Genomic DNA, 19,733 nt, shown 5'->3' on the forward strand with positions numbered 1-19,733 from the left:
ACAATCGTGAGCTTGAGCTCGAGTTTCTTCGGTCGATGGCGGATGAAGAACATATTATGAAGATCGGCGACGAGAGCGATTACAAGCGATGGCTATGGGAGGCAAGGTGTAAATTCCGGGATTTCGTTCATGCTCTTGAACTCAAACGCAGAAGAAAGAACCTGAACCTGGAACAGAGACCTTATAACGACGCATTAAATAATTTTCATAATATGATGGACAGAATAGACTCGTTCAAGATGGCCGTGAAGAAGAGGTTGAGAAAAATCGAAGAGCTGTGGCCGAATCTTACAGCTTTTTACTTCGTGGACGGTGCCCCGGCCACAAACAACGCCATAGAAAATTACTATTCTACAAGCCTAAAGACTCATAGGAAGAGACAGTTAAAGACATCGGGGATTGAAGATCAAATGAAGCTCTCTGCCATGAAGAGGGCGGGTATCTTCGAAAGACCTCAAAAAACGTTACTCGAAGCGTTCTTAATGTTCATTCCTTTCCTTGATACAGGATAATAGATTTTTAATATAAAAATCTGCAACAGTATCAATTGATTAGCCTAAGCCATATGATTCTAAATTAATTTAGTAAATTTTATTGTTTTATTGATTAACTATATTGTGCGATAATTTAGATTTCACCCAATTCTCGCGAAAACTTTAGAGATATGGAGATAAAGTAAAACGGCATTTTGTTCCCGAAAGCTGAATATCACTCGATTTCTAGATAGTGCCGTCTGGTGCAATCTTCTGCGGTTCTTTTTCCTTCACAATGGCTTAAGAATAGCCTTGTATCAGGTTTAATTGCAGTCAAACTATAAATATCACCGTACTCTTTCGAATCGTTGGCATCGACGTTTTTCTCCTTTTTTTATATATGACCATATCTCGTCTACTTGCACGCGATCGAGACGGAGATTCTTCAAATAATAATCATTCACTTCTTTGCAGTGTTTGCCAGCGAGATCTATCCACCTGCAGATTGTGCTAATGCTATAGCCGGATGCCCGAGCTGCACCGCGAATGCTTCCTTTTTCGGGAATCAGCGCCAAAGTTCGGCAGACTTCATCTATCGATGTGTTTAAGCCGAAGAACGGCGTTCCGCGAGTTTCGCTGAAGCAATGACCACAGGTCCTGCACTTGAGAAGAGCTCTATTATCCTTCCCGTATTGTTCTTTCAAAAATATATTTCCAGCACCGGTTCTCCCATAATCGAGGCAATCCTCCTCCCAGCACCAGAATTTAGATAAATCCAACTTTTCCTCCATCGCTACACCCAATCATAATTGGAGGCGGTAATATATAAATTATTCAGTCATACAAGCACACGACCGGTTTTTTTTTGCAGCTCAAGACAAGAGGCCCAGCAAAGACCTTCTTTGGCTCTTATCTCACATAAAATAGGAGAAGAGAAGATTGAGAAGATTGGATCTTCGAATAAGTTCCGGGGTCACTTGAACTCCAGAACGCCTTCGGAGGCGGAGTAGATCTTCCTCCCCTTCATGATTCCGTATCCCAGGAGCATGGCAAGGCCGGAGCATAGGACTACGATACCCATGAGGAGAAGCTCGAAGGTGAGGGCGGTTTCAAGCCCTGCAAACCCGGCCAGGTTCGGCGAGAATATCAGGGTGGCTCCCGCGAGAGAGAGGAACAGGCCGCTGGATAGACGCCTCTCAAGCCTGACGTCCAGGGACTCCTCCTTCGCCCGATCCGCCCCTCCCCTCTCCAATAGGTACATCTTCTTCTTGTGGTCCAGATAGTAAACGAACGCCAGGAAGGGTATCCCCTCCAGGATGAGCAGGATTACGGGCCAATCTGTCACGATCTTCCACCCCAAACGGCTTATCTCGTTTCCCATAAATAATCCTTTCGCAAGAGAGTTCAAATATGTAATAACAACATATCCGATGGGAGGAAACGATCAGTATCGACATCGGAACCGACGACCAAAATAATTAATATCCCCGCTGGATTAAACCTCCACAGGAGGGTTCGAATTGGTTATTAAATCCCAACAAACGGCTTCGATCCTGGCGGTCGTCCTCTCTATTGCGATCTTCTCCGGATGTATCCAGTCCACCCAGGAGATCGTCATCGATGAGGGGGGGATGGCCCAGGTCAACTTCAGCGCCATCGCCGACAAGTCTCAGGCCGGATCCGAACTGGATCAATTGTCATGGCAGGTCCAGCAGCTGATACCGGAGCTGAACACCAACTATGATAGCAGCAGCCGCACCTTTGAGGAGGATTATACTGAATACATCGTCTACGAGTGGACCGCCAAGGATAAAGTCCCGGTGACGGATATAAGGGGCGCAACCTGGAAGGCGGAGGACGGATCCTACGAGTTCGGGCTCCATCTCGACCCGATGTTCAGCCCCGAAGAGATCGTCGGAGCCGACAGGAACGAGGTGGTCATGACGATCACGTTGACGATGCCAGATGAGATCATCATAGCCAACACCCCCTTCGTGAAGGGAGATACGGTGAGATGGCAGATCACCAAAGAGCTCCTATCTCAGAATAACACGGTACTGATGGCGAAGACTGGATAAGATCCCAGGGATCGAGATCCGCGAGGGCCCAAATCCTCGCGGATAAATCTTAATTTTACGGTAACTATTCAGCCCACCGCAAACAGCATCATCAGACCCGCTCTTAGAGATCTCGTGTGGCCAGTTCCAGAAAGCTAACTTCAAGTAACCTCGGCATTGGATATCGTTTTTCATTTTGGTGCAAGTTGTTGATCGGCATACCGTTATAATCAAAGTCAGCATCATGCGGGCGATTCGGTATAGCTGAATAGTTACAATTTTACATGAAATATATCTGAAAAGATAAGCACAAAGGTGAATATATTGTGCCCACCTGTTAACCGGCTTTAACCGAGCCCTTTAACATTTTGGATGCGAAAGGACGTTACTCCTTTCGAATTTTCGCCGGGCCACATTACGGATCGCCTCGGCACCGTTGGGCTTGGCCGTGTCGCCACCTTCTGACGTCCACGAAGGCCGCATTTTACAGGTGGGCAAACTACTACTACGCATCTATACTATTTAAACATTATGGTATATGTCCTATTTATGCCTATGAGATTTTAGAAGTCAAAAAATATATATCTCTGTAGCGCCTTTTATTTTGGGAGGGAGCATGCGATGAGCGATAACGTCAACGGAGACGATGGTGCCGAAGATCGTGGTTCGGCCACCAAGAGAGGTTCCAAGGTCGAGACGAAGGGGGGCGGACCGCCTCAGTTCCTGCCGAAGATCCTCAAAAGGCCGATCATGATCCGGATGATGGACGGCCGTCCCATAAAAGGGGTGCTTGAGGCCTACAACGACTACGAGCTTCTCCTCATCGTCGGCCAGGGCAAAAAACTGATCGTCTTCAAGGGTGGCATATCCTCCATAGAATACGAGGACGATCCCGAGAAGGGGAAGGTGGAGGTTAAACGATGGTGATCTCTACTCTACTATGCACCCCCCCACCATATCCTCAAAAATCTCGGCGGTGATCAAAATGATGGATAGCACTTTGAAGGTGCTGGACGACGAGGATCTAGAGTTCGTTTTTATACTCCAAAGTCTGGGGATGCAGCGGAACGTTGCCGTTCTCATCACGTACCTGGGAAGCGCCGGCGAGACGACATCAAGAGAGATCGAACAGGCTACGGGCCTGAGACAGCCTGAGGTGAGCATAGCGATGCGAGGTCTCCGCGGCGCAAACTGGATAGATGAGCGGGAGGTCAAGACCGGAGGGAAGGGCCGGCCCTCAGCAGTCTATACCCTCAACACCCCCCTAAGCGATATCATTAAGCGGATCGAGGACGAAAAGCTGCGGGAACTTGCCGACGCGATGGAGAACATACGGAAGCTCAAAGAGATGGTATAGTCATCTTGCTCTGTTCATGAGAGGGGCAGGAGTAGCCGGTATGCACGAAAAATCGATTCGCAGGTGCCCCCTTCGGCCGAAGAGAGCCGTCACCGCCGGAAAGGGAGGGGGGACGATTCCAGCAGAGGAGCGGACCGCACCGAGACCCGCGGTCCAGATGCCGGAGCCAATACATTTAACTATCTTCGGGCTGGAGTTTGAGGCGTGCGATCGATCCAGAAGACCGGTACTAAGGAGCATGGCGGCAAGCTGGAGCGGAGCAGGACCTCGGGAGCCAGATACGTCCTGCTGAGACCAGCAGGGTATCCGTTGAAGAGCGTATTTCAGGATTACCCAGAGGTCGCCGACCCCCGTCTCTTCGAACGTTACGCCCGAGAGCAGTGGTACGGCGAGCTGGTGAGGCCGGGGTGTTACCTCTTTGATCGAAGGCTCTACCCCGACTTCGCCTTCAAAGTGTTGAGGGCCCATCCTCACGTCTCGGTGGTGGGGTCCGATACCAGGATCGTGGTGGAGAGGAAGAAGTCCGAGGAAGCCAAGATCAAGAGCGATGTCACCTTCGATGACGTAGTCGGCCAGACGGAGGCGAGGAGGAAGATGAGGATCGTGGAGAAGTTCCTCACAGAGCCGGAGCGTTTCGGCAAATGGGCTCCCAGGAATATACTCTTTTACGGCCCCTCGGGCACCGGAAAGACGATGATGGCAAAAGCCCTATCCGGGGAGACGAGGGTTCCCATGATCCCGATAAAGGCGACGACCCTCATAGGCGAGTTCGTCGGTGAGGGGTCGAGGCAGATCCACAGCCTTTACAAAAGAGCGGAGGAGATGGCCCCCTGCATAATATTCATCGACGAGCTGGACGCCATCGCCCTGGACAGGAGGTACCAGGACCTCAGGGGCGACGTCTCTGAGGTGGTCAACGCCCTTCTGACGGAGATGGACGGGATCCACTCGAGAAAGGGGGTCTGCACCATCGCAGCCACCAACAAGATAGAATTCCTCGACGAATCCATCAGGAGCAGGTTCGAAGAAGAGATCAGGTTCGCCCTCCCCAACGCCGAGGAGAGGCTCGCGATCCTGGAGACGAACGTCCAGACCCTCCCTGTGGAGTTGGGCGCTCTGAACCTCGCGGCCCTCGCCAGGCTCACCGAGGGGTTCTCAGGTCGCGACCTGGTGGAGAAGGTCCTGAAGGCCGCCGTCCACGGCGCCATCATCGACGAGGTTTCCATCGAGCAGCGCCACCTTGAAGAGACGGTGGCGAAGGCGAAGAAGGAGACGAGAGATCCCCCCGCCGAGATGTTCTCCTGAGGGAAGACCCCCTCAGTCCTCTTCTCTCGATTCCATCCACGCCCCCGTCCATCCCTCAATCCCTTCTTCCTTACGGCCAAATCCATATCTCAGCAGGACGGTCCGGCGATGAGGAAAGGGCTTTTGTACAGATTAGTCCAATACCCTTCAGAATGGCGATGATATGTGGCGGGAGATTCTGGCTAAGTTCAAGCGTTACCCCGCCCAGGAGAAGGTCGTAAGGCTGATCCTGGAGCGAGGCTTTCAGGTGAGCGAGCGGGGAAGGGTGATCTCGGGAAGGATCGAGATACCCCACGCCCAGATCGCAAAAGAGCTGGAGGTGGACAGGAGGGTCGTGGACACCACCGCCGCGGCGATCGTCGAGGACGAGGTCCTCTGGAAGATCTTCAAGAACGTCCGATCGATGACGTTCCTCGCCGACGTGGCCCCCGTTGTGGGGTTGGGGGTGATCGAGATCACCCCCGTAGACGCTGCTCAGACCGGCCTCTTGGGCGAGGTGGCGAGCGCCGTCGCCGAGTACGGCCTATCCATAAGACAGGCGGTCTCCGACGACCCCTTCTTCGTGGAGCAGCCCAAGCTCACCATCATCACCGAGGCGAAGATCCCCGGGGAGCTGGTCCGGCTCCTCATGGACATCAACGGCGTCAGGAGGGTGACGGTATACTAGGGCAGAGGATGATGGACGATGCTGATCGGGGTATGCGCAGTTCCCTGCGAGATCGGCCCCCGGAGGTTGAAGGGGGGCATGTCCCAACGGCGAGGCGGGTTGCCTGCCCAGAAAGAATGAGTTCTGCAAGATATCGACCTGCGCCTCGAATAAGGGCGTGAGCCATTGCTTCTCCTGCTCCGAATTCCCCTGCAAGACGACGGGGTCGGGGCCGATAAGCTTCGGCTTCTGCCAGTACATCTCAGGTTAGAGCCCCCTGCCCCAACTCACCGGGAGATCTCCGCCCTCGACCTCTCTCTCACCCCGGAGAGCGAGAAGCCGAGGCTCCTCAGGAGCTCCGGGGTTCTGCCCCGGCCGTGGATCATCACCTCCACCAGGTCCGAGGGCTCGTCGACGTCCGATCCGCACCGGAACGACTCGAAGACCCCGGCCGAGAGGCCTAGGTCCGCTGCCATCTGGAGGTGCTTTAAGAAGCTCAATCCGTAGTAGCTGACCCTGAACTTCGGATTTCTGATCAGAATGAGGTTCGTTCCGCCCCCTCTCCCCGGAGCGATCACCACGTCTCCGGGGGTCCCCACCATCTCCTCCAGATCGGAGGGGGTCATCAGGGGAAGGTCCGCCATGGCGATCAAGAGGTCCGAAGGCCAGCCCCTCTTCACCTCGGCCTCGATCAACAAGTTCAGGGCTGGATCGAGCTCTAGGGGGCAATCGAGGATATCGATTTGAGAATGGATCCCCGGCCGGGATATCAGGCGGTCGAAGGTGCCGGGTTCGGAGGGCGGGTCTTTCAGCAAGATCGTCACATCTCCCAACCCCGATACCGCATCGATCACATCCTCCAGCATCGCCAGGGCTAGATCTTGCCTCTCGGCCGAAGATAAGACCGGCGACAGCCTGCTCTTGGCGCAGTCGAGCTTGAAGGGTATGACTACTTTTATCGACCGCATGACATCTCTTTAAGATCTCGACTCACTCTCTTGGAGGCGGGCCCTGATGACGTCCAGCTCCCTCGGCCTAAATATCCCGCCGCCGGATTTCGGATATGAAAGTCCCCGGACTACGACGACGGGAGTCCCGCCTCCCGCCTCACCCATGAGGAAGTTCGCCATCCCAGCGATCTCGTCCGCGATCGCCTCAAGGGTGATCTCAAGCTCCCTCCCCTCCAGGTCCCTCTCCCCCCGCCAGTCCCGGAGGGCTGCTATCCCCGACCAGCCCACGGCGACGCCGGCGACGCCGCATCGGAAGGGCCTTCCGGAGGTGTCGGTGACGATGACGGCGCAGTCATTTTGTAGACCCCTCCTGATCCGATCGGCGCTGGCCTTGGGGTCTTCGGGGAGGAGGAGGATCCTTTCACCCCCGACGTTGGACAGATCTATCCCGGCGTTGACCCCGACGTGGCCGAAACGGGTAGCCACCAGCAGGAAGGGGCTCTCCAAGATAACCTCCTGGGACTCCTCCAGGACCGCCTCGACGAACCGGGGGTCTTTGTCGAGCCGCTCTGCGATCTCCATCGACCTCGACGATGGGGTATAATCCTCGAGCCGCCTCGTCCTCCCTTCAGACTTGGAGACGACGGTGGAGGCGATGCATACGACGTCCCCGTCCCGAAGGGGGAACCTTTCCAGGATCATCCCCACCAGGTCGTCCCCCTCTTTGAAGGCGGGAAGATCCCTCACCAGATGGAAGCAGACCGGCTCTGCCAAGATCGGCTCCTGGGCGGCTACACTCTACCTGAACCGCTCCTCGTAAGGCTTTCTGCTCAGGTTGTAGAGCCTCGCATGGACGAGAAGGTCGAGGAGGTAGGAGTAGTTCTCGGCGACGATGGCGAGCCTTTCATCGCTCCTCTCCTCCCAGGGCAGAGAGTTGTAGCTATCGGCGAAGGGCCTCCAGTAGTCCGCCGGGAAGAACTCCATCAGGTAGAGGTGCCGGTCCGTGAAGGAAAGGGTTACCTTCGGCTCCATGCACCATCTCTTCCCATCACGATGACCCCTTCTTCTCCACGATCTCCGAGAAGGCGAGGGTTCCGCTGATCTTCTTGATCTTCGCCCGAACTATGTCACCCTTGGCGGTCCCCGGAACGAAGATCATGAACTTGTCGACCCGGGCGATACCGTCGCCCTTCCTCCCCACCGAGTCGATCCGAAGCTCGTAGGTCTCCCCCTCTTCGATGACGTCCCTGGGAACGACCGTCTTAGTCTTCCTCTTCCTGACGGGACGATGGGCGCCGCAGGCCTCGCACTTGAGCATAAGGACCCGATCGCTTCTGATGAGCTGGGTGTCAGGCCTGTGGCACTCCGAACAGATGACGTACTCCTGGACGTAAGAGTCGATGTGACGCTCCAGGTTCTGCTCCGTGAACCTCCCCTGAAATACGGCGTGCTGACCCTCAATCTTTCCTGCGGTCCCCATCTCCTGGAGGATGAACTTCATCAGGTGGTCTGGGTCCCGGTTGAGGGCATCGGCGATGCCGGCAAAGTTCTCGAGGACCGTCGTCTTGCCCTCGTAGAATATCTTGGGAGGGGGTATCACAAACCGATCCTCAGTGCCCCTGGAAGCGGGCAGCCTGCTGATCGCCCGCTCGAGCCCTTTCATGTAGTCTTCCATCAAAACACCGATCAACCTCAATTATTTGATAAGCTCGGCACCCTTGTCGACTACCATGTAGACAGGGGTGGGAAGCTTGTGTCCTGCTCTCCGCAGCGCCATCTTGGCATGAGAGAGGTTCTGGGGCGTTGTGCTGACGGAGAATACCTTCTGGTCCGCGTCAACCCTGGCGGCGGTGCCGACGGCCTTTCCGAAGGCGTGGCGCATCCCACTTGATACCCGGTCCGCCCCAGCGCCGGTGGCCTGTTTGTTCTCCCTCAGGACCTGGTGGGGGTAGACCCTCAGCTTCAGGTGGAAGTTGAGCCTTCCGACGTAAGTCATGAGATAACGGTTGGCGGTGATCCTCCCAGCCTCGAGAGCCGTATGCCTGATCTGGCAGGGCTCCTTGACGGCGAGGGTCAGAGTCACCGGAAATTCGGTGTTGAGGTTGCCCATGTCGTAGTGGACCACCTTGCTTCCCGGAACGCCTCCCATGTACTTCCTTCTGGTGTAGGGGCGCTCCAGTCTTCTGTACATGCTTGCTGGTTTACGTGCCAAAACTGAATTCCTCCAAAGTAATCTTGAGCCAGCCTAATATATCTATCAGGTTTATAAGCGTTGGGGGGAAGCAAAAGGGACGGGGACCAGAGCCCTCCTGCGAATCCCCACGGGTTCGACTTTTACACCGTCGTCGGCGTCGAGGAAGATATCTCTCCCGCCAGGGAGACCTTCATCAACCCCTTCGCCTCCTCGACGGTGGATGTGTTGGCGAGGGCCCACATCAGCTTCACCAGGGCGACCTCCGGGAGGGTGTCCCCGCCCTCGATCCCCCCGGCTGCGAGGATGTCCCTCCCCGTATCGTAGACCCGATCGCATACCCTACCCCGGAGACACTGGGAGGCGATGACCACGGGAACCCCGGCGTCTGTCGCGGACTTTATCGTCTTTATCCAGTCGGAGGCGACGTGGCCGAGGCCCGTCCCCTCCAGGACGATCCCCCTGTAACCAGAGTTTATGTAATGCTCGAAGAGGTCGGGTTTCGCTCCTGGGAAGTACTTGACGAGGGCGCATCTCGACTCAAGACCGTCGTTGACCTCCAGAGCTGCCTCGCCTCTCCTCCGGTGGCCCCCCAAAACCTCGATCTCTCTATCCGGATAGCTGACCTTCGCGATGGGGTGGCAGTTTATGCTCCGAAAGGCGTCCCTTCGAGAGGTGTGCATCTTTCGGACCCTGGTTCCCCGGTGGACTAAAGCGAAGTCGTCGCTGGTGGTCCCGTGCATCACCACCGTCACCTCCGCGATATCGCTCGTCGCGACGGCGGCCGCAGAGATGGCGTTCATGGCGGCGTCGCTGCTGGGCCGGTCGGAGCTTCGCTGGGAGCCGACGAGGACGACTGGAACCGGGGTTTTGATCATGAAGGAGAGGGCTGCGGCGGTGTAGGTCATGGTGTCGGTCCCGTGAGTGACGATGACCCCCTCCGCCCCCTTCTCAATCTCCGATCCGACGGCCCTCGCCAGGACCTGCCAGTACTCGGCCTTCATATTCTCGCTCAAGATGTTGTAGATCACCCGCCCGTCGTAGTTGGCGATCTCCAAGAGCTCCGGGATCGATGATATGATCTCCTCCGCCGAGAACTGGCTCGTCACCGCTCCGGTCCTGTAGTCGACTTTGCTGGCGATCGTCCCCCCGGTGGAGAGGATCGAGACCTTCGGGAGACCCTCACGGCGCAGGAGGGGGGGTGGCGGCGGAACCATCGGTGCCTTCCCCTTCCTCACCAGCTCCACATCGGACCGTTCCGGATCGAATCCGGCGTTGTAGCCGCTATCCATCTTTATGACGACGGTGCCGGAGACGGAGGGCATAAGAACCCCCTCGCGCCGGACGCCGTCTTTTGTGACCGCTATTCTGTCCCCCAGTTCCAGCATCGCCGCATCAGCTCCTCTCTTCTTTCGGGGAGGGTCTTATCCCCCGGGTGAAAAACGTTCCCCTCAGAGACCGACGACCGGACGGAAGAGGCCCACTAGATAGAAGAAAGAACGAAAGCCGATTAATACGAGCCGGATCGAAGGTGGGGAGAGGTGGAGGAGAGATGATCTATTTCGTCACCGGAAACAGGGGAAAGTTCGAAGAGGCCCAGGAAATCCTGGGAGAGGTGGAGCAGAGGAACATCGGGTACGTCGAGATCCAGGCCGATACCCTCGAGGAGGTGGCGGCCTTCGGGATCAGGGAGGTCGCCGAGAAGCTGGCGAGTCCCGCGATGATCGAGGACGCAGGGCTCTTCATCAATGGGTTGAAGGGCTTTCCCGGGGTCTATTCCGCCTACGTCTTCGATACCATAGGTAACGACGGGGTCCTCCGGCTGATGGAGGGGATCGAAGATCGGAGGGCGGCGTTCAGATCTGTGGTGGCGTACGCCGAGGCGGGGGGAGAGCCGGTCGTCTTCGCAGGAGAGCTGGAGGGTGAGATCGCCACCGAGCCCCGGGGGTCGGGGGGGTTCGGGTACGACCCGATATTCGAGGTGGGAAATAAGACGATCGCCGAGATGGACCTATCCGAGAAGAACAGCATCTCCCACCGGGGCAGATCGATCCGGGCCCTGGAGAGCTGGCTATCCTCCCGGTGACCCCTCCCGAAAGATCGCCCTTCAGCACTTCCGACCCTTCCTGAGGGCGCAACGGGGGAGCATGCTGCTGTCGATCCTCTTTATCCGGGGAGCCTGGACTGCGGAGATGTAGAGGGCCCTCCCCCCCACATCGACCTTCTGGTCCATCGGCTTTGGGGGGCTGAGCCTCACCGGGAGGAGGATCGGCCCCTCACAGGTGGTGCATAACCGAAGCTCTGAGAAGCTCTTTATTATGTACTCCCTCATCTCCGGAGATATCTCCGGGGGAGCTGTCGGCCCTTTCTTTGGAGACTTTACAGGCATCGTCATGGAGATCTCTTCGCCCCTAGAAATAGTATATCTTTTATACCGACCGGTGATGAGGCTATACCCGTGGCCAGGAGGAAGAAAGGATACTACAGGGCGAGGGATCTGGCGAGGCAGAGGATCGAGAAGCTCTTTCTCCTCGCCGAGGAGGAGCACCTCCTCCACCCCGAGAGGAGCGACCGGTACGCTGCCCTCGCCAGGAGGATGGGGATGAGGATGAGGGTCCGGATCCCCAGACGGCTGAAGAGGCAGATCTGCAAGGGATGTCGGTGCTACCTCACACCCCAGAGGACCCGGGTGAGGCTGAGGGACGGAGTCCTGACGATAACCTGCACTGAGTGCGGAGAACAGATGAGGTACCCCTACCGAAGGCCCCGGTGACTGAGAACGGCGGCGCACCCCCCCCCGATGGCACCATCCGCCCCGTCACCACCTCAGCGACGGCCGAACGCTTTTAATATGTCTGGAGAGGATATACAATAAGCGGACGCGTTAGAGGTGGGATGTGACGCCCTCGAATTTGTGGGATCTGCCTTGGATCTTGACATCTTCGGTCGGGATAATGGGCGAGCCGGGCTATTGGCCTCCCGAATACATAATGGCATCCAGAGCGTTCCTCTTGCTTTTGACCTCTTTGCTCGGGTTCAAGGCGCTCTTTCTGCCTTTCAGGTTCGTAGAAGACGAGTAGCTCCTGAGAGGAGACGGGGCTTGGGATTGGAGACCTTCATCGCCTTTCGGCGGGGACGAGACAATTCGGCCCGTCGCCGATGAGATCCTCTCTGCCCGCACCCCTGAGCCCTTCCCGAACGAGGGGCCAGTTCCTCCCATCCCGGTACTGGAGGAGCGCCCTCTGGATCTCCTTCTCCCTGCCCCGGGGGACGTGGACGGGCTTTCGGGTGAAGGGATCGATGCCTGTATAGTACATGCAGGTGGAGACGGTCATCGGCGTTGGGGTGAAGTCCTGGACCTGCTCGGAGTAGAGCCGGTGGTCCCGGATGTACTCGGCCAGCTCCACCATGTCCTTAATTTCGCAGCCGGGATGGCCGGAGATGAAGTAGGGGACGAGGTACTGCTCTTTTTCCACTTCCCGGCTCGCGGCGACAAACCTCTTGCGAAACTCCTCCAGGGCGGCCCTGGGGGGCTTGTTCATCGCCAGGAGGACCCGGTCGGAGACGTGCTCTGGCGCCACCTTCAGGTGGCCTGAGACGTGGTGGCTGACGAGGGTCTGGAGGTACTCCGTCCCCGCAGGGGTCTCGTCACTCAGGACGAGGTCGTGCCTGATCCCAGAGCTGACGAAGACCCGCTTCACCCCGGGGATCTCCCTGAGGCGGCGGAGGAGCTCCAGCTGCCTTTCGTGGTCGGCGGCGAGGGTCGGGCAGTCGGAAGAGCAGAACCTGTCGGCGCAGGCCCCTGAGGTCTTCCAGCGGCTGCACGCCATCCCGTACATGTTGGCGGTGGGGCCGCCGACGTCCTGGATCACCCCCTTGAATCCGGAGAGCTTTGTGAGCCCCTCCGCCTCCCTCACCAGGGAGTCGATGGACCTGGACTGGACTATCCTCCCCTGGTGATGGGTGAGGGCGCAGAAGGAGCAGGATCCGAAGCAACCCCGGTGGGTGGTGATGGAGAACCTCACCGGCTCGAGAGCCGGTACCTCTTCCCGATAAGAGGGATGGGCCTCCCTGGTGTAGGGGAGCTCGTATACCCGGTCGAGCTCATCGGTCGTCATGGGGAGCGCCGGCGGGTTCTGGATGACGACGGTCTTGGGGTGGGGCTGGGCTACCGTCCTTCCCAAAATGGGGTCCTGCTCTCCGTAGTGGAGGCGGAAGGCCTCTGCGTACCTCCTCTTATCCCTCGCCACCTCATCGAAGGATGGGATCTCGAGCAGCCCCTGGTGGTCGGATCCTCTCCACTCCCGCACCCCCATCTTTACGACGGTCCCGGGGACGTCCCTGATCTCGGAGACGGCATCGCCAGAGGAGAGACGGCAGGCCACCTCCAGGATCGGCCTCTCCCCCATCCCGAAGACGATCATATCCGCCGGGGCGTCCGCCAGGATCGAGCGGCGGACGGAGTCGGACCAGAAGTCGTAATGGGCGAACCTCCGGAGGGAGGCTTCGATCCCGCCGAGGATGAGGGGCACGTCGGGAAAGAGGGCGTGGACCCTGTCGGCGTAGACAATACCCGCCCGGTCGGGGCGCAGGAGCCTCCCCCCGGGGGAGTAGACGTCCCTTCTGCGCCTCTTTCTCTTCGGCGAATAGTTGTTCACCATCGAGTCGACGTTGCCGGAGGCGACGCCGAAGAAGAGCCGGGGGGCCCCCAGGGCAGAGAGATCTTCGTCCCGCCTCCAGTCTGGCTGGGGGATGATCCCGACGGCGTATCCAGCGTCCTCCAGGACCCTGCCGATGACCCCCACCCCGAAGGAGGGGTGGTCGACGTAACCGTCCCCGGAGACGAGGATGACGTCGAACCGGTCGACGCCCCGGCGCTTCCCCTCCTCCATGGAGACGGGGAGGGGCGGCGAGCCCCCCCGTCTCGCCCTCTCCCTCAGATCTCTCCTCATAACCTAAAACCTCTCCTCCAGGACCGGGAGACAGAGACCCGACCTCTCGTCCAAAAGCCTTCTTGCCCCAAGGCCGAGGATCTCGAATACCACCGCCTCCACCACCAGGTAGGTGTCGGCCCTCTCCCGGAGGCAGCCGGTGAGGACCTTATCGCTCCTGCCGACGGAGGCGTGGATGTGAACCCTCGGCTCTCCCCCTCCCCCCGGGTAGATGGTGGCGACGCCGAAGGTCTCCCACCCCCCCTCCAGATCTTCGACGAAGGGGCTTGTCGGCGGTATCGTCGGCTCCCGGGGTCCCGCGATCAGCCGCCCCCGCCGGAGGGCTCCGAGGAAGAGGATCGTCCCGGAGGCGACCTCCTTCTCCGCCAAAAATCGATCCAGCGAGCTGATCAGATCCTCGCCATCCTCAAGCCTGATGACGAAGACCCTGCCGAGCCTTCCCTCAGAGTATTCCATGAAGACTGATATGAGGATAGGAACGTAATAAAACCTTGACATGGAAGCAGTCAGGAGATATCGTCGACGATCGGAGGATGCCTACGATCTTCCCTTGAATCCGATGGATCATCACGATCGACACCGTTATCTACCCGGAAGATATTTCCTGCCGACAGGCTTCCGGACCTTCCGGAACCTTTTAGACATGTGGGGGATATTTATGAGCAAAACTAAATCAAACATATTGATATTCGCGCTCTGCATCGTGGCCCTCTCCGCCATCGGCGCAAGCGCCATGGTGATCAACGAGGTGGAGCTGAACCCCCTCGGAAACGGGACCAAATGGGTCGAGCTCTACAACAACGGCGAAGATGACGTGGACGTCTCCGGATGGGTCGTATCCATAGTCAACCCGCCCTGGAACGGCCTTATGCCGATCCGCGACGGCACGATCATCCCAGCGAAGGGATACTTTGTAGCCGAGGGCTCGGCCCAATGGGGGCAGGAGGAGAGCGGGACCGTGGTCCTGGTGAACGCCTCGGGGTTCAAGGTCGACGAGACCCACTTCATGACCGACGACGGCGATAGCGACTTCACCTTCGGCCGCTACCCCAACGGCGTCGACACCGACCAGAAGTCGGACTGGAAGCTGATGAAGGCCACCCCAGGGTCGGAGAACCTCCTCTCCATAAGGGCCTGATGGCTCCTTTTGGGAAAGACCGGAACGAAATGATGGGTGATCCACAAAAACCGCCCCGGACCCTTCGCCCTGGATGGCAAGGTCCGGGACGGTCCGTATTCTTCGGACGATCCGTATTTTCGGCTGAGAGATGGATCTTATGATGATCCGAATTTCATGGGGAGCGTTGACATCCTTGCTGGCGGTCTTGGCGATATCCTCTCCGGGCCTTGGGGCTGTGGTGATAAACGAGGTGGAGCTCGACCCCTCCGGCGACGGTAACGAGTGGGTGGAGCTCTATAACAACGGCGGAGAGGAGGTTTCTATAAGCCGCTGGACCGTCTGGATCGTGGACTGTGATCCCACCTGGACCGGGATCATGAAGATACCTCAGGATACGGTCGTCCCCCCCGGCGGCTTCTACGTCGCCGAAGGGGATAGAGGCTGGATCCACAACACCGGGAGAGGAACGGTGATCCTGAAGAGAGAGGACGGGTCGGAGGCGGACAAGACCCCCCTTCTCAGCGACCAGAGCGACAACTTCTTCACATATTTCCGCCATCCCAACGGATTCGACGCGGACCAGAGGTCAGACTGGATCTTCGGCAAGGGGACCAAAAACGTCCCCAATTCTCCAAATTCTTAACCTTTGGACCAGAATCATGAACTCACCGAAAGAGACGCCAGAACTCCTTCTTCCCGGGGTCGAGATATCGAAGGACCTGACCCTCATCGTCGGCCGGGGGGGCCTTCAGGGGTATCCCACCTCAAAGATCGAGAAGGGGCTAGTCATCTCCTTGAAGGGCGAAGACCTCTCCGAGGAGGGGGTGGGGTTCGGGGTCCCAGTTCTCAAGTTCGGGGACGACGCGGCCTTTCCTGGAAGTTCCGAGTCGAGTTCATGGACAAAAGGAGATCTTGCGGTGGTGAAGGTCGACTACGACATCAATCTCGTGAGCAGACTTGCCCTGGGAGATAGATTGATCAAGACCGACCTGCTTTGCCGTGCCAAAGGAAGGGTCGACCGCCTCCACAGAGACCGTCCTTCCCTGAGGCGCGCAATCCGCCTCGGATCAGCCCTATTCAGGAGAGGACTTTCGGTGGAGACGAGGCTTGTGCAGACGGGTTCCGTCGGAAGGGCACAGGTGGTTTACACCATATCCCAGGAAGGCTTGATCGACGTCCTGGTGAGATGCTGGCCGAAGGCGGAGGGGTGCACAGAGATGGCGGTGATGAACGAGCAGGGGTCCGAGAGCTTCGATCGCTACATCGATTCAGAGGGGATGGACATTTCCGGTGAGGAGATCGGCTCGTGGGAGAGGACCGGGGCGGATTGGGGAGAGTTCATCGATACAGGCCACGGCCTCTCGTTCAGGCTATGGAGGACCGAGGGCGCGGATCTATTTCGGGGGCGAGAAGCGATCCCCGGCCGCCTCGCATGGGCGGGCCTCGCCCACGTGGTCTCCATGCCAGAGGGGAAGGATCTTGAGTACAAAATTGAAGTTGGAGGATCGCCATGACATCAGTCCTTCTGATATATCCCCACTTCAAGCCCCGCCGGAAGAAATCGAGCTTCCTCTTCCCTCCTCTGGGCCTCGGCTACGTCGCATCGAGCCTTCGGGAGGCAGGCCACCGGGTCAACCTCCTGGACTGTACATTTTTAGAACGGGATGAAGCTCGCCGGAGGGCGATCGCCTCGAGGGCTGAGGTGGTGGGGATCTACTCCATGATCTTTATGCGAGACGATGCGCTCGGATTTGCGAGGCTCCTTCGAGATCGAACCGAGCTGCTAGTAGCGGGGGGGCCAGAGCCCTCCTCAGATCCGGTCCCCTTCCTGGATGTTTTCGATATCGCGGTGATCGGCGAGGGGGAGGAGACGATTTTGGAGGTCTTAAAATCCCAGGAGGAGGGCACCGACCTTGAGGCAGTGAAGGGGATCGCCTATCGTCGGGATAGGAATTGGGGATCTATAGGCGATCCTCAACAGGGCAATAAGAACCTCACAGATCTCGAGGACGAGGTCGTCACCACAGAGCAGCGCCCTCACCTGCAAGACCTGAACTGCATCCCGTTTCCTGCTAGAGACCTCTTTGCTAACGATGACTACATACGATACTGGAAAAGCCATTTCGGCAGAGCCTCTACCGCCGTCATCACCACCAGAGGCTGCCCTTTCGCTTGCGAGTTCTGCAGCCGACCGGTCTTCGGGATATCTTATCGAGAACGATCCGCAGAAAACGTCCTCGATGAGGTGGAAGTCGCCCTGGACCTCGGGTACGACCACATCCACTTCGCCGATGACGTCTTCACCCTCCACAGGGATCGGGTCCTGGATATCTGCCAGGGGATCCGGGAGAGAAGGCTCTCTTTCCGCTGGGAGTGTCTAGGACGGGTCGACTCGATCGATCCGACAGTAGCGTCAGCCATGAGAGGGGCGGGATGTGAGAGGGTCCTCTTCGGCATCGAGTCCGGGTCTGATCCCATCCTCAAGCTCATGAAAAAGAGGATAACGGTCCAAGAGGCGCAAAGAGCGATCTCGGCGGCTCGGTCTGCAGGCCTCAAGACCGGAGCCTTCTTCATCCTCTGCTATCCCGGTGAGACGGACGATACGGTCATCGAGACCATAAGGTTTGCAACCCGCCTCCCCCTCGACTACCTCTCCTTCACCACACCTCACCCCCTCCCAGGAACCGTTCTTTATGAGAGGGTGAGGGAGAAGATCGATTCTCTCGATCCCCCGATGGATGGGGGCGCCATCTTCGACGGCGAATTCTCCAAGAGAAAGATGAGGTTTGCGAAGTTGAAGGGCGATCTCCAGTTCGGAGTCAGGAGACGGCTGGGCCGGGGCGCCCCCCTGGTCCTCTCGCCCTTTGAGGCCGTAACCGATGGCATATTAAGGCTGATGAAGTAGAACGGGGCCCGCAAATGGGCCCCGCAAATTCTGCGGATTGGATGTTTTGGGTCTCACCCCGCCCCACAACTCATCGACACGGTTATTTATTCGAAGGTGGTCATTATCCAGCGGGCAGGGACGGGGAAGTCCCGAGCCTCTAGGTTCATGTGGGGGTTGATCATGAAGATTATATTGAAGCTGCTCATGGCGTCATTGACGGTCTTATCCGCCTGGCCGGCAGCATCGGGGTCCGTCGTCGTCAACGAGGTGGAGCTGAACCCGCCCGATGGGGCGGTGGAGTGGGTGGAGCTTTACAACGTCGGGGACGACTCCGTGGATATAGGGCTGTGGACGGTATCGATAGTCGAGATCCTGCCCACAACCTACGGCAGATGGACCGGAGCAATAAAGATACCCAAAGGGGTGGTCCTTCAGTCCGACGAATACTACGTCTGGGAAGGCGACCCCCGTTGGGTTCATGGAAATAACGGGACCGTTTACCTGAAGACCGACGAAGGGCTGGAGGTGGATAAAACCCCTCTTCTATCCGACGAGGATGGAAACGACTTCTCCTGGTCCCGGTATCCCAACGGCCAGAATACAGGCACACGGTCCGACTGGGCCTTCATCAAGTCGACCAGAGGGAGAGAGAACGTCCTGCGAACCACCCCTGACTCATGACGGGGCGGATCTTTTAACCGGGGACGGTGCTCGCCAAAGGCCCCTTCGCATTCATTTATATGAGATGATGCAGTAGATAGCTTCCAGGTGGAAGTTCATGGTATCTCTTAACGTCAATGCGGAAGCTAAGGCGAAGGTTCAGGGTAGCGAGGACTCCGAGAGGTATCCGATCGTCGCCGAGGTGAAGGGGACGGGGGAGGACGGAGGTCTCCGGGTATCGGTGGGGATCGAGTCTCCGATATCGGCGAAGGTGAGCGGCGATATGGAGAGCCCCGTCGCCATCGCCCTTCCCGAGCTTCAAGAGATCGCCGAGGTGGTGGCCCGGATGGCGGAAGGGATTAAGGTCGAACTATCCGGCGAGGAGAAGCCCCTGAAGGTCGCCCTCGGCAGGATCCCCGTAGACCTGACCGTCTCGGTCACCTCCCCCAAAGACGAGTCGGTGCTGACGGTCAGGATAAAAGGGTCGGTAGGGGACTGAATCTCTGAAGACCTCTCCATTGGACCCCCCTCCTGAGCCGCAGCGCTTCGGGATCCGGTGGCCTCGGGTTCCGGCTCGTCCAGAGGGATCCATCTGATAGACCTCTTATCCTCGATACCGGGCTGGCTAGCGACCTTCGTCCTCGCCATGTCCCCGATCTTCGAGCTCAGGGGCGCCATACCCCTGGCCATAGGGGTCTACGGCATACCACCCCTGGAGGCTTATGCCATCTCCGTCGTCGGAAACTTGGTTCCCGTCGTCCTCCTCCTCCTATTCCTGGAGCCGGTATCCCGACATCTGATGAGATACCGGCCCTGCAAAGCATTCTTCTCCTGGCTCTTCACCCGGACATACAGGAATCACGTCGAAAGGCACCGGAAGTACGGCATCCTCGCCCTGGTCTTCTTCGTCTCGCTGCCGCTGCCCGTAACCGGAGCCTGGACCGGATCTGCCATCGCCTTCATCTTCGGCCTGCGGTTCCGGGAGGCCTTCCCCGCCATCGCCGCCGGCGTCTTGATCGCAGGAGCCGTGGTGACGGCTTCGGTCGTCGGGGCGATATCCCTCGCCTTCAGCTGAACCGCAGCACTCGGTGGCCTTTTCGGGATCTCAGGACCGGACGGCACCCCGATAACATCC

At 58.0% G+C, this 19,733-nt stretch carries 25 protein-coding genes and 2 pseudogenes; 16 read left to right on the plus strand and 11 right to left on the minus strand.

Annotated features, from left to right (window positions below):
* Positions 1-512, plus strand: a pseudogene (locus P0O24_RS07405) (transposase); the annotation flags it as partial.
* A 308-nt stretch (positions 513-820) separates the two neighbouring features.
* Here P0O24_RS07405 and P0O24_RS07410 read toward each other — a convergent pair.
* The gene (locus P0O24_RS07410) at positions 821-1,264 is read right to left on the minus strand and encodes a hypothetical protein (RefSeq protein ID WP_316969108.1); all 444 of its coding nucleotides are present in this window, start codon (positions 1,262-1,264) and stop codon (positions 821-823) included.
* Between the two features lie 182 nt (positions 1,265-1,446).
* Entirely contained in the window at positions 1,447-1,854 is a 408-nt protein-coding gene (locus P0O24_RS07415; protein WP_316969109.1) for a hypothetical protein, read from the minus strand.
* Positions 1,855-1,993: 139 nt separating this feature from the next.
* Here P0O24_RS07415 and P0O24_RS07420 point away from each other — a divergent pair, with 139 nt between their 5' ends.
* The 6 genes and pseudogenes from P0O24_RS07420 to P0O24_RS12550 all read left to right on the plus strand — a co-directional run.
* Positions 1,994-2,551, plus strand: a complete 558-nt coding sequence (locus P0O24_RS07420; RefSeq protein WP_316969110.1) for a hypothetical protein — start codon at positions 1,994-1,996, stop codon at positions 2,549-2,551.
* Between the two features lie 600 nt (positions 2,552-3,151).
* Entirely contained in the window at positions 3,152-3,457 is a 306-nt protein-coding gene (locus P0O24_RS07425; RefSeq protein ID WP_316969111.1) for a hypothetical protein, read from the plus strand.
* A 79-nt stretch (positions 3,458-3,536) separates the two neighbouring features.
* Positions 3,537-3,887 (plus strand): ArsR family transcriptional regulator, encoded by a 351-nt coding sequence (locus P0O24_RS07430; protein ID WP_316969161.1) that lies wholly within the window; start codon positions 3,537-3,539, stop codon positions 3,885-3,887.
* A 204-nt stretch (positions 3,888-4,091) separates the two neighbouring features.
* Entirely contained in the window at positions 4,092-5,192 is a 1,101-nt protein-coding gene (locus P0O24_RS07435) for an AAA family ATPase (protein ID WP_316969112.1), read from the plus strand.
* Positions 5,193-5,355: 163 nt separating this feature from the next.
* Positions 5,356-5,859: an amino acid-binding protein gene (locus P0O24_RS07440; RefSeq protein WP_316969113.1), complete on the plus strand. Its 504-nt coding sequence runs from the start codon at positions 5,356-5,358 to the stop codon at positions 5,857-5,859.
* Positions 5,860-5,950: 91 nt separating this feature from the next.
* Positions 5,951-6,109, plus strand: a pseudogene (locus P0O24_RS12550) (DUF3795 domain-containing protein); the annotation flags it as partial.
* A gap of 16 nt (positions 6,110-6,125) precedes the next feature.
* Here P0O24_RS12550 and cofC read toward each other — a convergent pair.
* The 6 genes from cofC to gatD all read right to left on the minus strand — a co-directional run bounded on the left by cofC (position 6,126) and on the right by gatD (position 10,367).
* Positions 6,126-6,806: a 2-phospho-L-lactate guanylyltransferase gene (gene cofC, locus P0O24_RS07445; RefSeq protein ID WP_316969114.1), complete on the minus strand. Its 681-nt coding sequence runs from the start codon at positions 6,804-6,806 to the stop codon at positions 6,126-6,128.
* Between the two features lie 9 nt (positions 6,807-6,815).
* On the minus strand, positions 6,816-7,562 hold the full coding sequence (locus tag P0O24_RS07450; protein WP_316969115.1) for a coenzyme F420-0:L-glutamate ligase: 747 nt from the start codon (positions 7,560-7,562) through the stop codon (positions 6,816-6,818).
* A gap of 24 nt (positions 7,563-7,586) precedes the next feature.
* Positions 7,587-7,820 carry a hypothetical protein gene (locus tag P0O24_RS07455; protein ID WP_316969116.1) on the minus strand — a complete coding sequence of 78 codons (234 nt, stop codon included), beginning with the start codon at positions 7,818-7,820 and terminating at the stop codon, positions 7,587-7,589.
* 16 nt (positions 7,821-7,836) lie between these two features.
* The gene (locus P0O24_RS07460; RefSeq protein WP_316969117.1) at positions 7,837-8,463 is read right to left on the minus strand and encodes a translation initiation factor IF-2 subunit beta; all 627 of its coding nucleotides are present in this window, start codon (positions 8,461-8,463) and stop codon (positions 7,837-7,839) included.
* A gap of 21 nt (positions 8,464-8,484) precedes the next feature.
* Positions 8,485-9,000, minus strand: a complete 516-nt coding sequence (locus tag P0O24_RS07465) for a 50S ribosomal protein L16 (RefSeq protein ID WP_316969118.1) — start codon at positions 8,998-9,000, stop codon at positions 8,485-8,487.
* Between the two features lie 122 nt (positions 9,001-9,122).
* The gene (gene gatD, locus P0O24_RS07470; RefSeq protein WP_316969119.1) at positions 9,123-10,367 is read right to left on the minus strand and encodes a Glu-tRNA(Gln) amidotransferase subunit GatD; all 1,245 of its coding nucleotides are present in this window, start codon (positions 10,365-10,367) and stop codon (positions 9,123-9,125) included.
* A 164-nt stretch (positions 10,368-10,531) separates the two neighbouring features.
* On the opposite strand from gatD, the gene P0O24_RS07475 reads away from it, so the two are divergent.
* Positions 10,532-11,065, plus strand: a complete 534-nt coding sequence (locus P0O24_RS07475) for an XTP/dITP diphosphatase (protein ID WP_316969120.1) — start codon at positions 10,532-10,534, stop codon at positions 11,063-11,065.
* Positions 11,066-11,086: 21 nt separating this feature from the next.
* Here P0O24_RS07475 and P0O24_RS07480 read toward each other — a convergent pair whose 3' ends face one another.
* Positions 11,087-11,374 carry a hypothetical protein gene (locus tag P0O24_RS07480; protein WP_316969121.1) on the minus strand — a complete coding sequence of 96 codons (288 nt, stop codon included), beginning with the start codon at positions 11,372-11,374 and terminating at the stop codon, positions 11,087-11,089.
* A gap of 63 nt (positions 11,375-11,437) precedes the next feature.
* Here P0O24_RS07480 and P0O24_RS07485 point away from each other — a divergent pair, with 63 nt between their 5' ends.
* Positions 11,438-11,752 (plus strand): ribonuclease P protein component 4, encoded by a 315-nt coding sequence (locus tag P0O24_RS07485; protein ID WP_316969122.1) that lies wholly within the window; start codon positions 11,438-11,440, stop codon positions 11,750-11,752.
* 343 nt (positions 11,753-12,095) lie between these two features.
* On the opposite strand, the gene P0O24_RS07490 is transcribed toward P0O24_RS07485, so the two are convergent.
* Together P0O24_RS07490 and P0O24_RS07495 are read right to left on the minus strand one after the other, a co-directional pair.
* Positions 12,096-13,931: a YgiQ family radical SAM protein gene (locus tag P0O24_RS07490; protein WP_316969123.1), complete on the minus strand. Its 1,836-nt coding sequence runs from the start codon at positions 13,929-13,931 to the stop codon at positions 12,096-12,098.
* 3 nt (positions 13,932-13,934) lie between these two features.
* Positions 13,935-14,387, minus strand: a complete 453-nt coding sequence (locus P0O24_RS07495; protein ID WP_316969124.1) for a PPC domain-containing DNA-binding protein — start codon at positions 14,385-14,387, stop codon at positions 13,935-13,937.
* A 226-nt stretch (positions 14,388-14,613) separates the two neighbouring features.
* On the opposite strand from P0O24_RS07495, the gene P0O24_RS07500 reads away from it, so the two are divergent.
* The 7 genes from P0O24_RS07500 to P0O24_RS07530 all read left to right on the plus strand — a co-directional run bounded on the left by P0O24_RS07500 (position 14,614) and on the right by P0O24_RS07530 (position 19,673).
* Positions 14,614-15,069 carry a lamin tail domain-containing protein gene (locus tag P0O24_RS07500; RefSeq protein ID WP_316969125.1) on the plus strand — a complete coding sequence of 152 codons (456 nt, stop codon included), beginning with the start codon at positions 14,614-14,616 and terminating at the stop codon, positions 15,067-15,069.
* Positions 15,070-15,244: 175 nt separating this feature from the next.
* Positions 15,245-15,694 carry a lamin tail domain-containing protein gene (locus P0O24_RS07505; protein WP_316969126.1) on the plus strand — a complete coding sequence of 150 codons (450 nt, stop codon included), beginning with the start codon at positions 15,245-15,247 and terminating at the stop codon, positions 15,692-15,694.
* Positions 15,695-15,710: 16 nt separating this feature from the next.
* The gene (locus P0O24_RS07510) at positions 15,711-16,565 is read left to right on the plus strand and encodes a hypothetical protein (RefSeq protein WP_316969127.1); all 855 of its coding nucleotides are present in this window, start codon (positions 15,711-15,713) and stop codon (positions 16,563-16,565) included.
* A complete protein-coding gene (locus tag P0O24_RS07515) occupies positions 16,562-17,956 on the plus strand; it encodes a B12-binding domain-containing radical SAM protein (RefSeq protein ID WP_316969128.1) in 1,395 nt (464 codons plus the stop codon). Before P0O24_RS07510 ends, P0O24_RS07515 begins: the two co-directional genes overlap by 4 nt.
* A gap of 162 nt (positions 17,957-18,118) precedes the next feature.
* On the plus strand, positions 18,119-18,619 hold the full coding sequence (locus P0O24_RS07520) for a lamin tail domain-containing protein (protein WP_316969129.1): 501 nt from the start codon (positions 18,119-18,121) through the stop codon (positions 18,617-18,619).
* 97 nt (positions 18,620-18,716) lie between these two features.
* Entirely contained in the window at positions 18,717-19,097 is a 381-nt protein-coding gene (locus P0O24_RS07525; protein WP_316969130.1) for a hypothetical protein, read from the plus strand.
* Positions 19,098-19,244: 147 nt separating this feature from the next.
* Positions 19,245-19,673 carry a COG2426 family protein gene (locus P0O24_RS07530; protein WP_394356743.1) on the plus strand — a complete coding sequence of 143 codons (429 nt, stop codon included), beginning with the start codon at positions 19,245-19,247 and terminating at the stop codon, positions 19,671-19,673.
* Positions 19,674-19,733: the final 60 nt, after the last annotated feature.

The organism is Candidatus Methanocrinis alkalitolerans, from assembly GCF_029167205.1.
Classification (GTDB): domain Archaea; phylum Halobacteriota; class Methanosarcinia; order Methanotrichales; family Methanotrichaceae; genus Methanocrinis; species Methanocrinis alkalitolerans.

What these genes read in the sequence shown, in the direction of transcription:
- cofC (WP_316969114.1), bottom strand. Translation starts at nt 6,806, where the DNA reads ATGCGGTCGATAAAAGTAGTCATACCCTTCAAGCTCGACTGCGCCAAG.
- P0O24_RS07510 (WP_316969127.1), top strand. Translation starts at nt 15,711, where the DNA reads ATGAACTCACCGAAAGAGACGCCAGAACTCCTTCTTCCCGGGGTCGAG.
- P0O24_RS07460 (WP_316969117.1), bottom strand. Translation starts at nt 8,463, where the DNA reads ATGGAAGACTACATGAAAGGGCTCGAGCGGGCGATCAGCAGGCTGCCC.
- P0O24_RS07530 (WP_394356743.1), top strand. Translation starts at nt 19,245, where the DNA reads ATGTCCCCGATCTTCGAGCTCAGGGGCGCCATACCCCTGGCCATAGGG.
- P0O24_RS07425 (WP_316969111.1), top strand. Translation starts at nt 3,152, where the DNA reads ATGAGCGATAACGTCAACGGAGACGATGGTGCCGAAGATCGTGGTTCG.
- P0O24_RS07415 (WP_316969109.1), bottom strand. Translation starts at nt 1,854, where the DNA reads ATGGGAAACGAGATAAGCCGTTTGGGGTGGAAGATCGTGACAGATTGG.
- P0O24_RS07480 (WP_316969121.1), bottom strand. Translation starts at nt 11,374, where the DNA reads ATGACGATGCCTGTAAAGTCTCCAAAGAAAGGGCCGACAGCTCCCCCG.
- P0O24_RS07520 (WP_316969129.1), top strand. Translation starts at nt 18,119, where the DNA reads ATGAAGATTATATTGAAGCTGCTCATGGCGTCATTGACGGTCTTATCC.
- P0O24_RS07410 (WP_316969108.1), bottom strand. Translation starts at nt 1,264, where the DNA reads ATGGAGGAAAAGTTGGATTTATCTAAATTCTGGTGCTGGGAGGAGGAT.
- gatD (WP_316969119.1), bottom strand. Translation starts at nt 10,367, where the DNA reads ATGCTGGAACTGGGGGACAGAATAGCGGTCACAAAAGACGGCGTCCGG.
- P0O24_RS07490 (WP_316969123.1), bottom strand. Translation starts at nt 13,931, where the DNA reads ATGAGGAGAGATCTGAGGGAGAGGGCGAGACGGGGGGGCTCGCCGCCC.
- P0O24_RS07440 (WP_316969113.1), top strand. Translation starts at nt 5,356, where the DNA reads ATGTGGCGGGAGATTCTGGCTAAGTTCAAGCGTTACCCCGCCCAGGAG.
- P0O24_RS07475 (WP_316969120.1), top strand. Translation starts at nt 10,532, where the DNA reads ATGATCTATTTCGTCACCGGAAACAGGGGAAAGTTCGAAGAGGCCCAG.
- P0O24_RS07455 (WP_316969116.1), bottom strand. Translation starts at nt 7,820, where the DNA reads ATGGAGCCGAAGGTAACCCTTTCCTTCACGGACCGGCACCTCTACCTG.
- P0O24_RS07515 (WP_316969128.1), top strand. Translation starts at nt 16,562, where the DNA reads ATGACATCAGTCCTTCTGATATATCCCCACTTCAAGCCCCGCCGGAAG.
- P0O24_RS07495 (WP_316969124.1), bottom strand. Translation starts at nt 14,387, where the DNA reads ATGGAATACTCTGAGGGAAGGCTCGGCAGGGTCTTCGTCATCAGGCTT.
- P0O24_RS07525 (WP_316969130.1), top strand. Translation starts at nt 18,717, where the DNA reads ATGGTATCTCTTAACGTCAATGCGGAAGCTAAGGCGAAGGTTCAGGGT.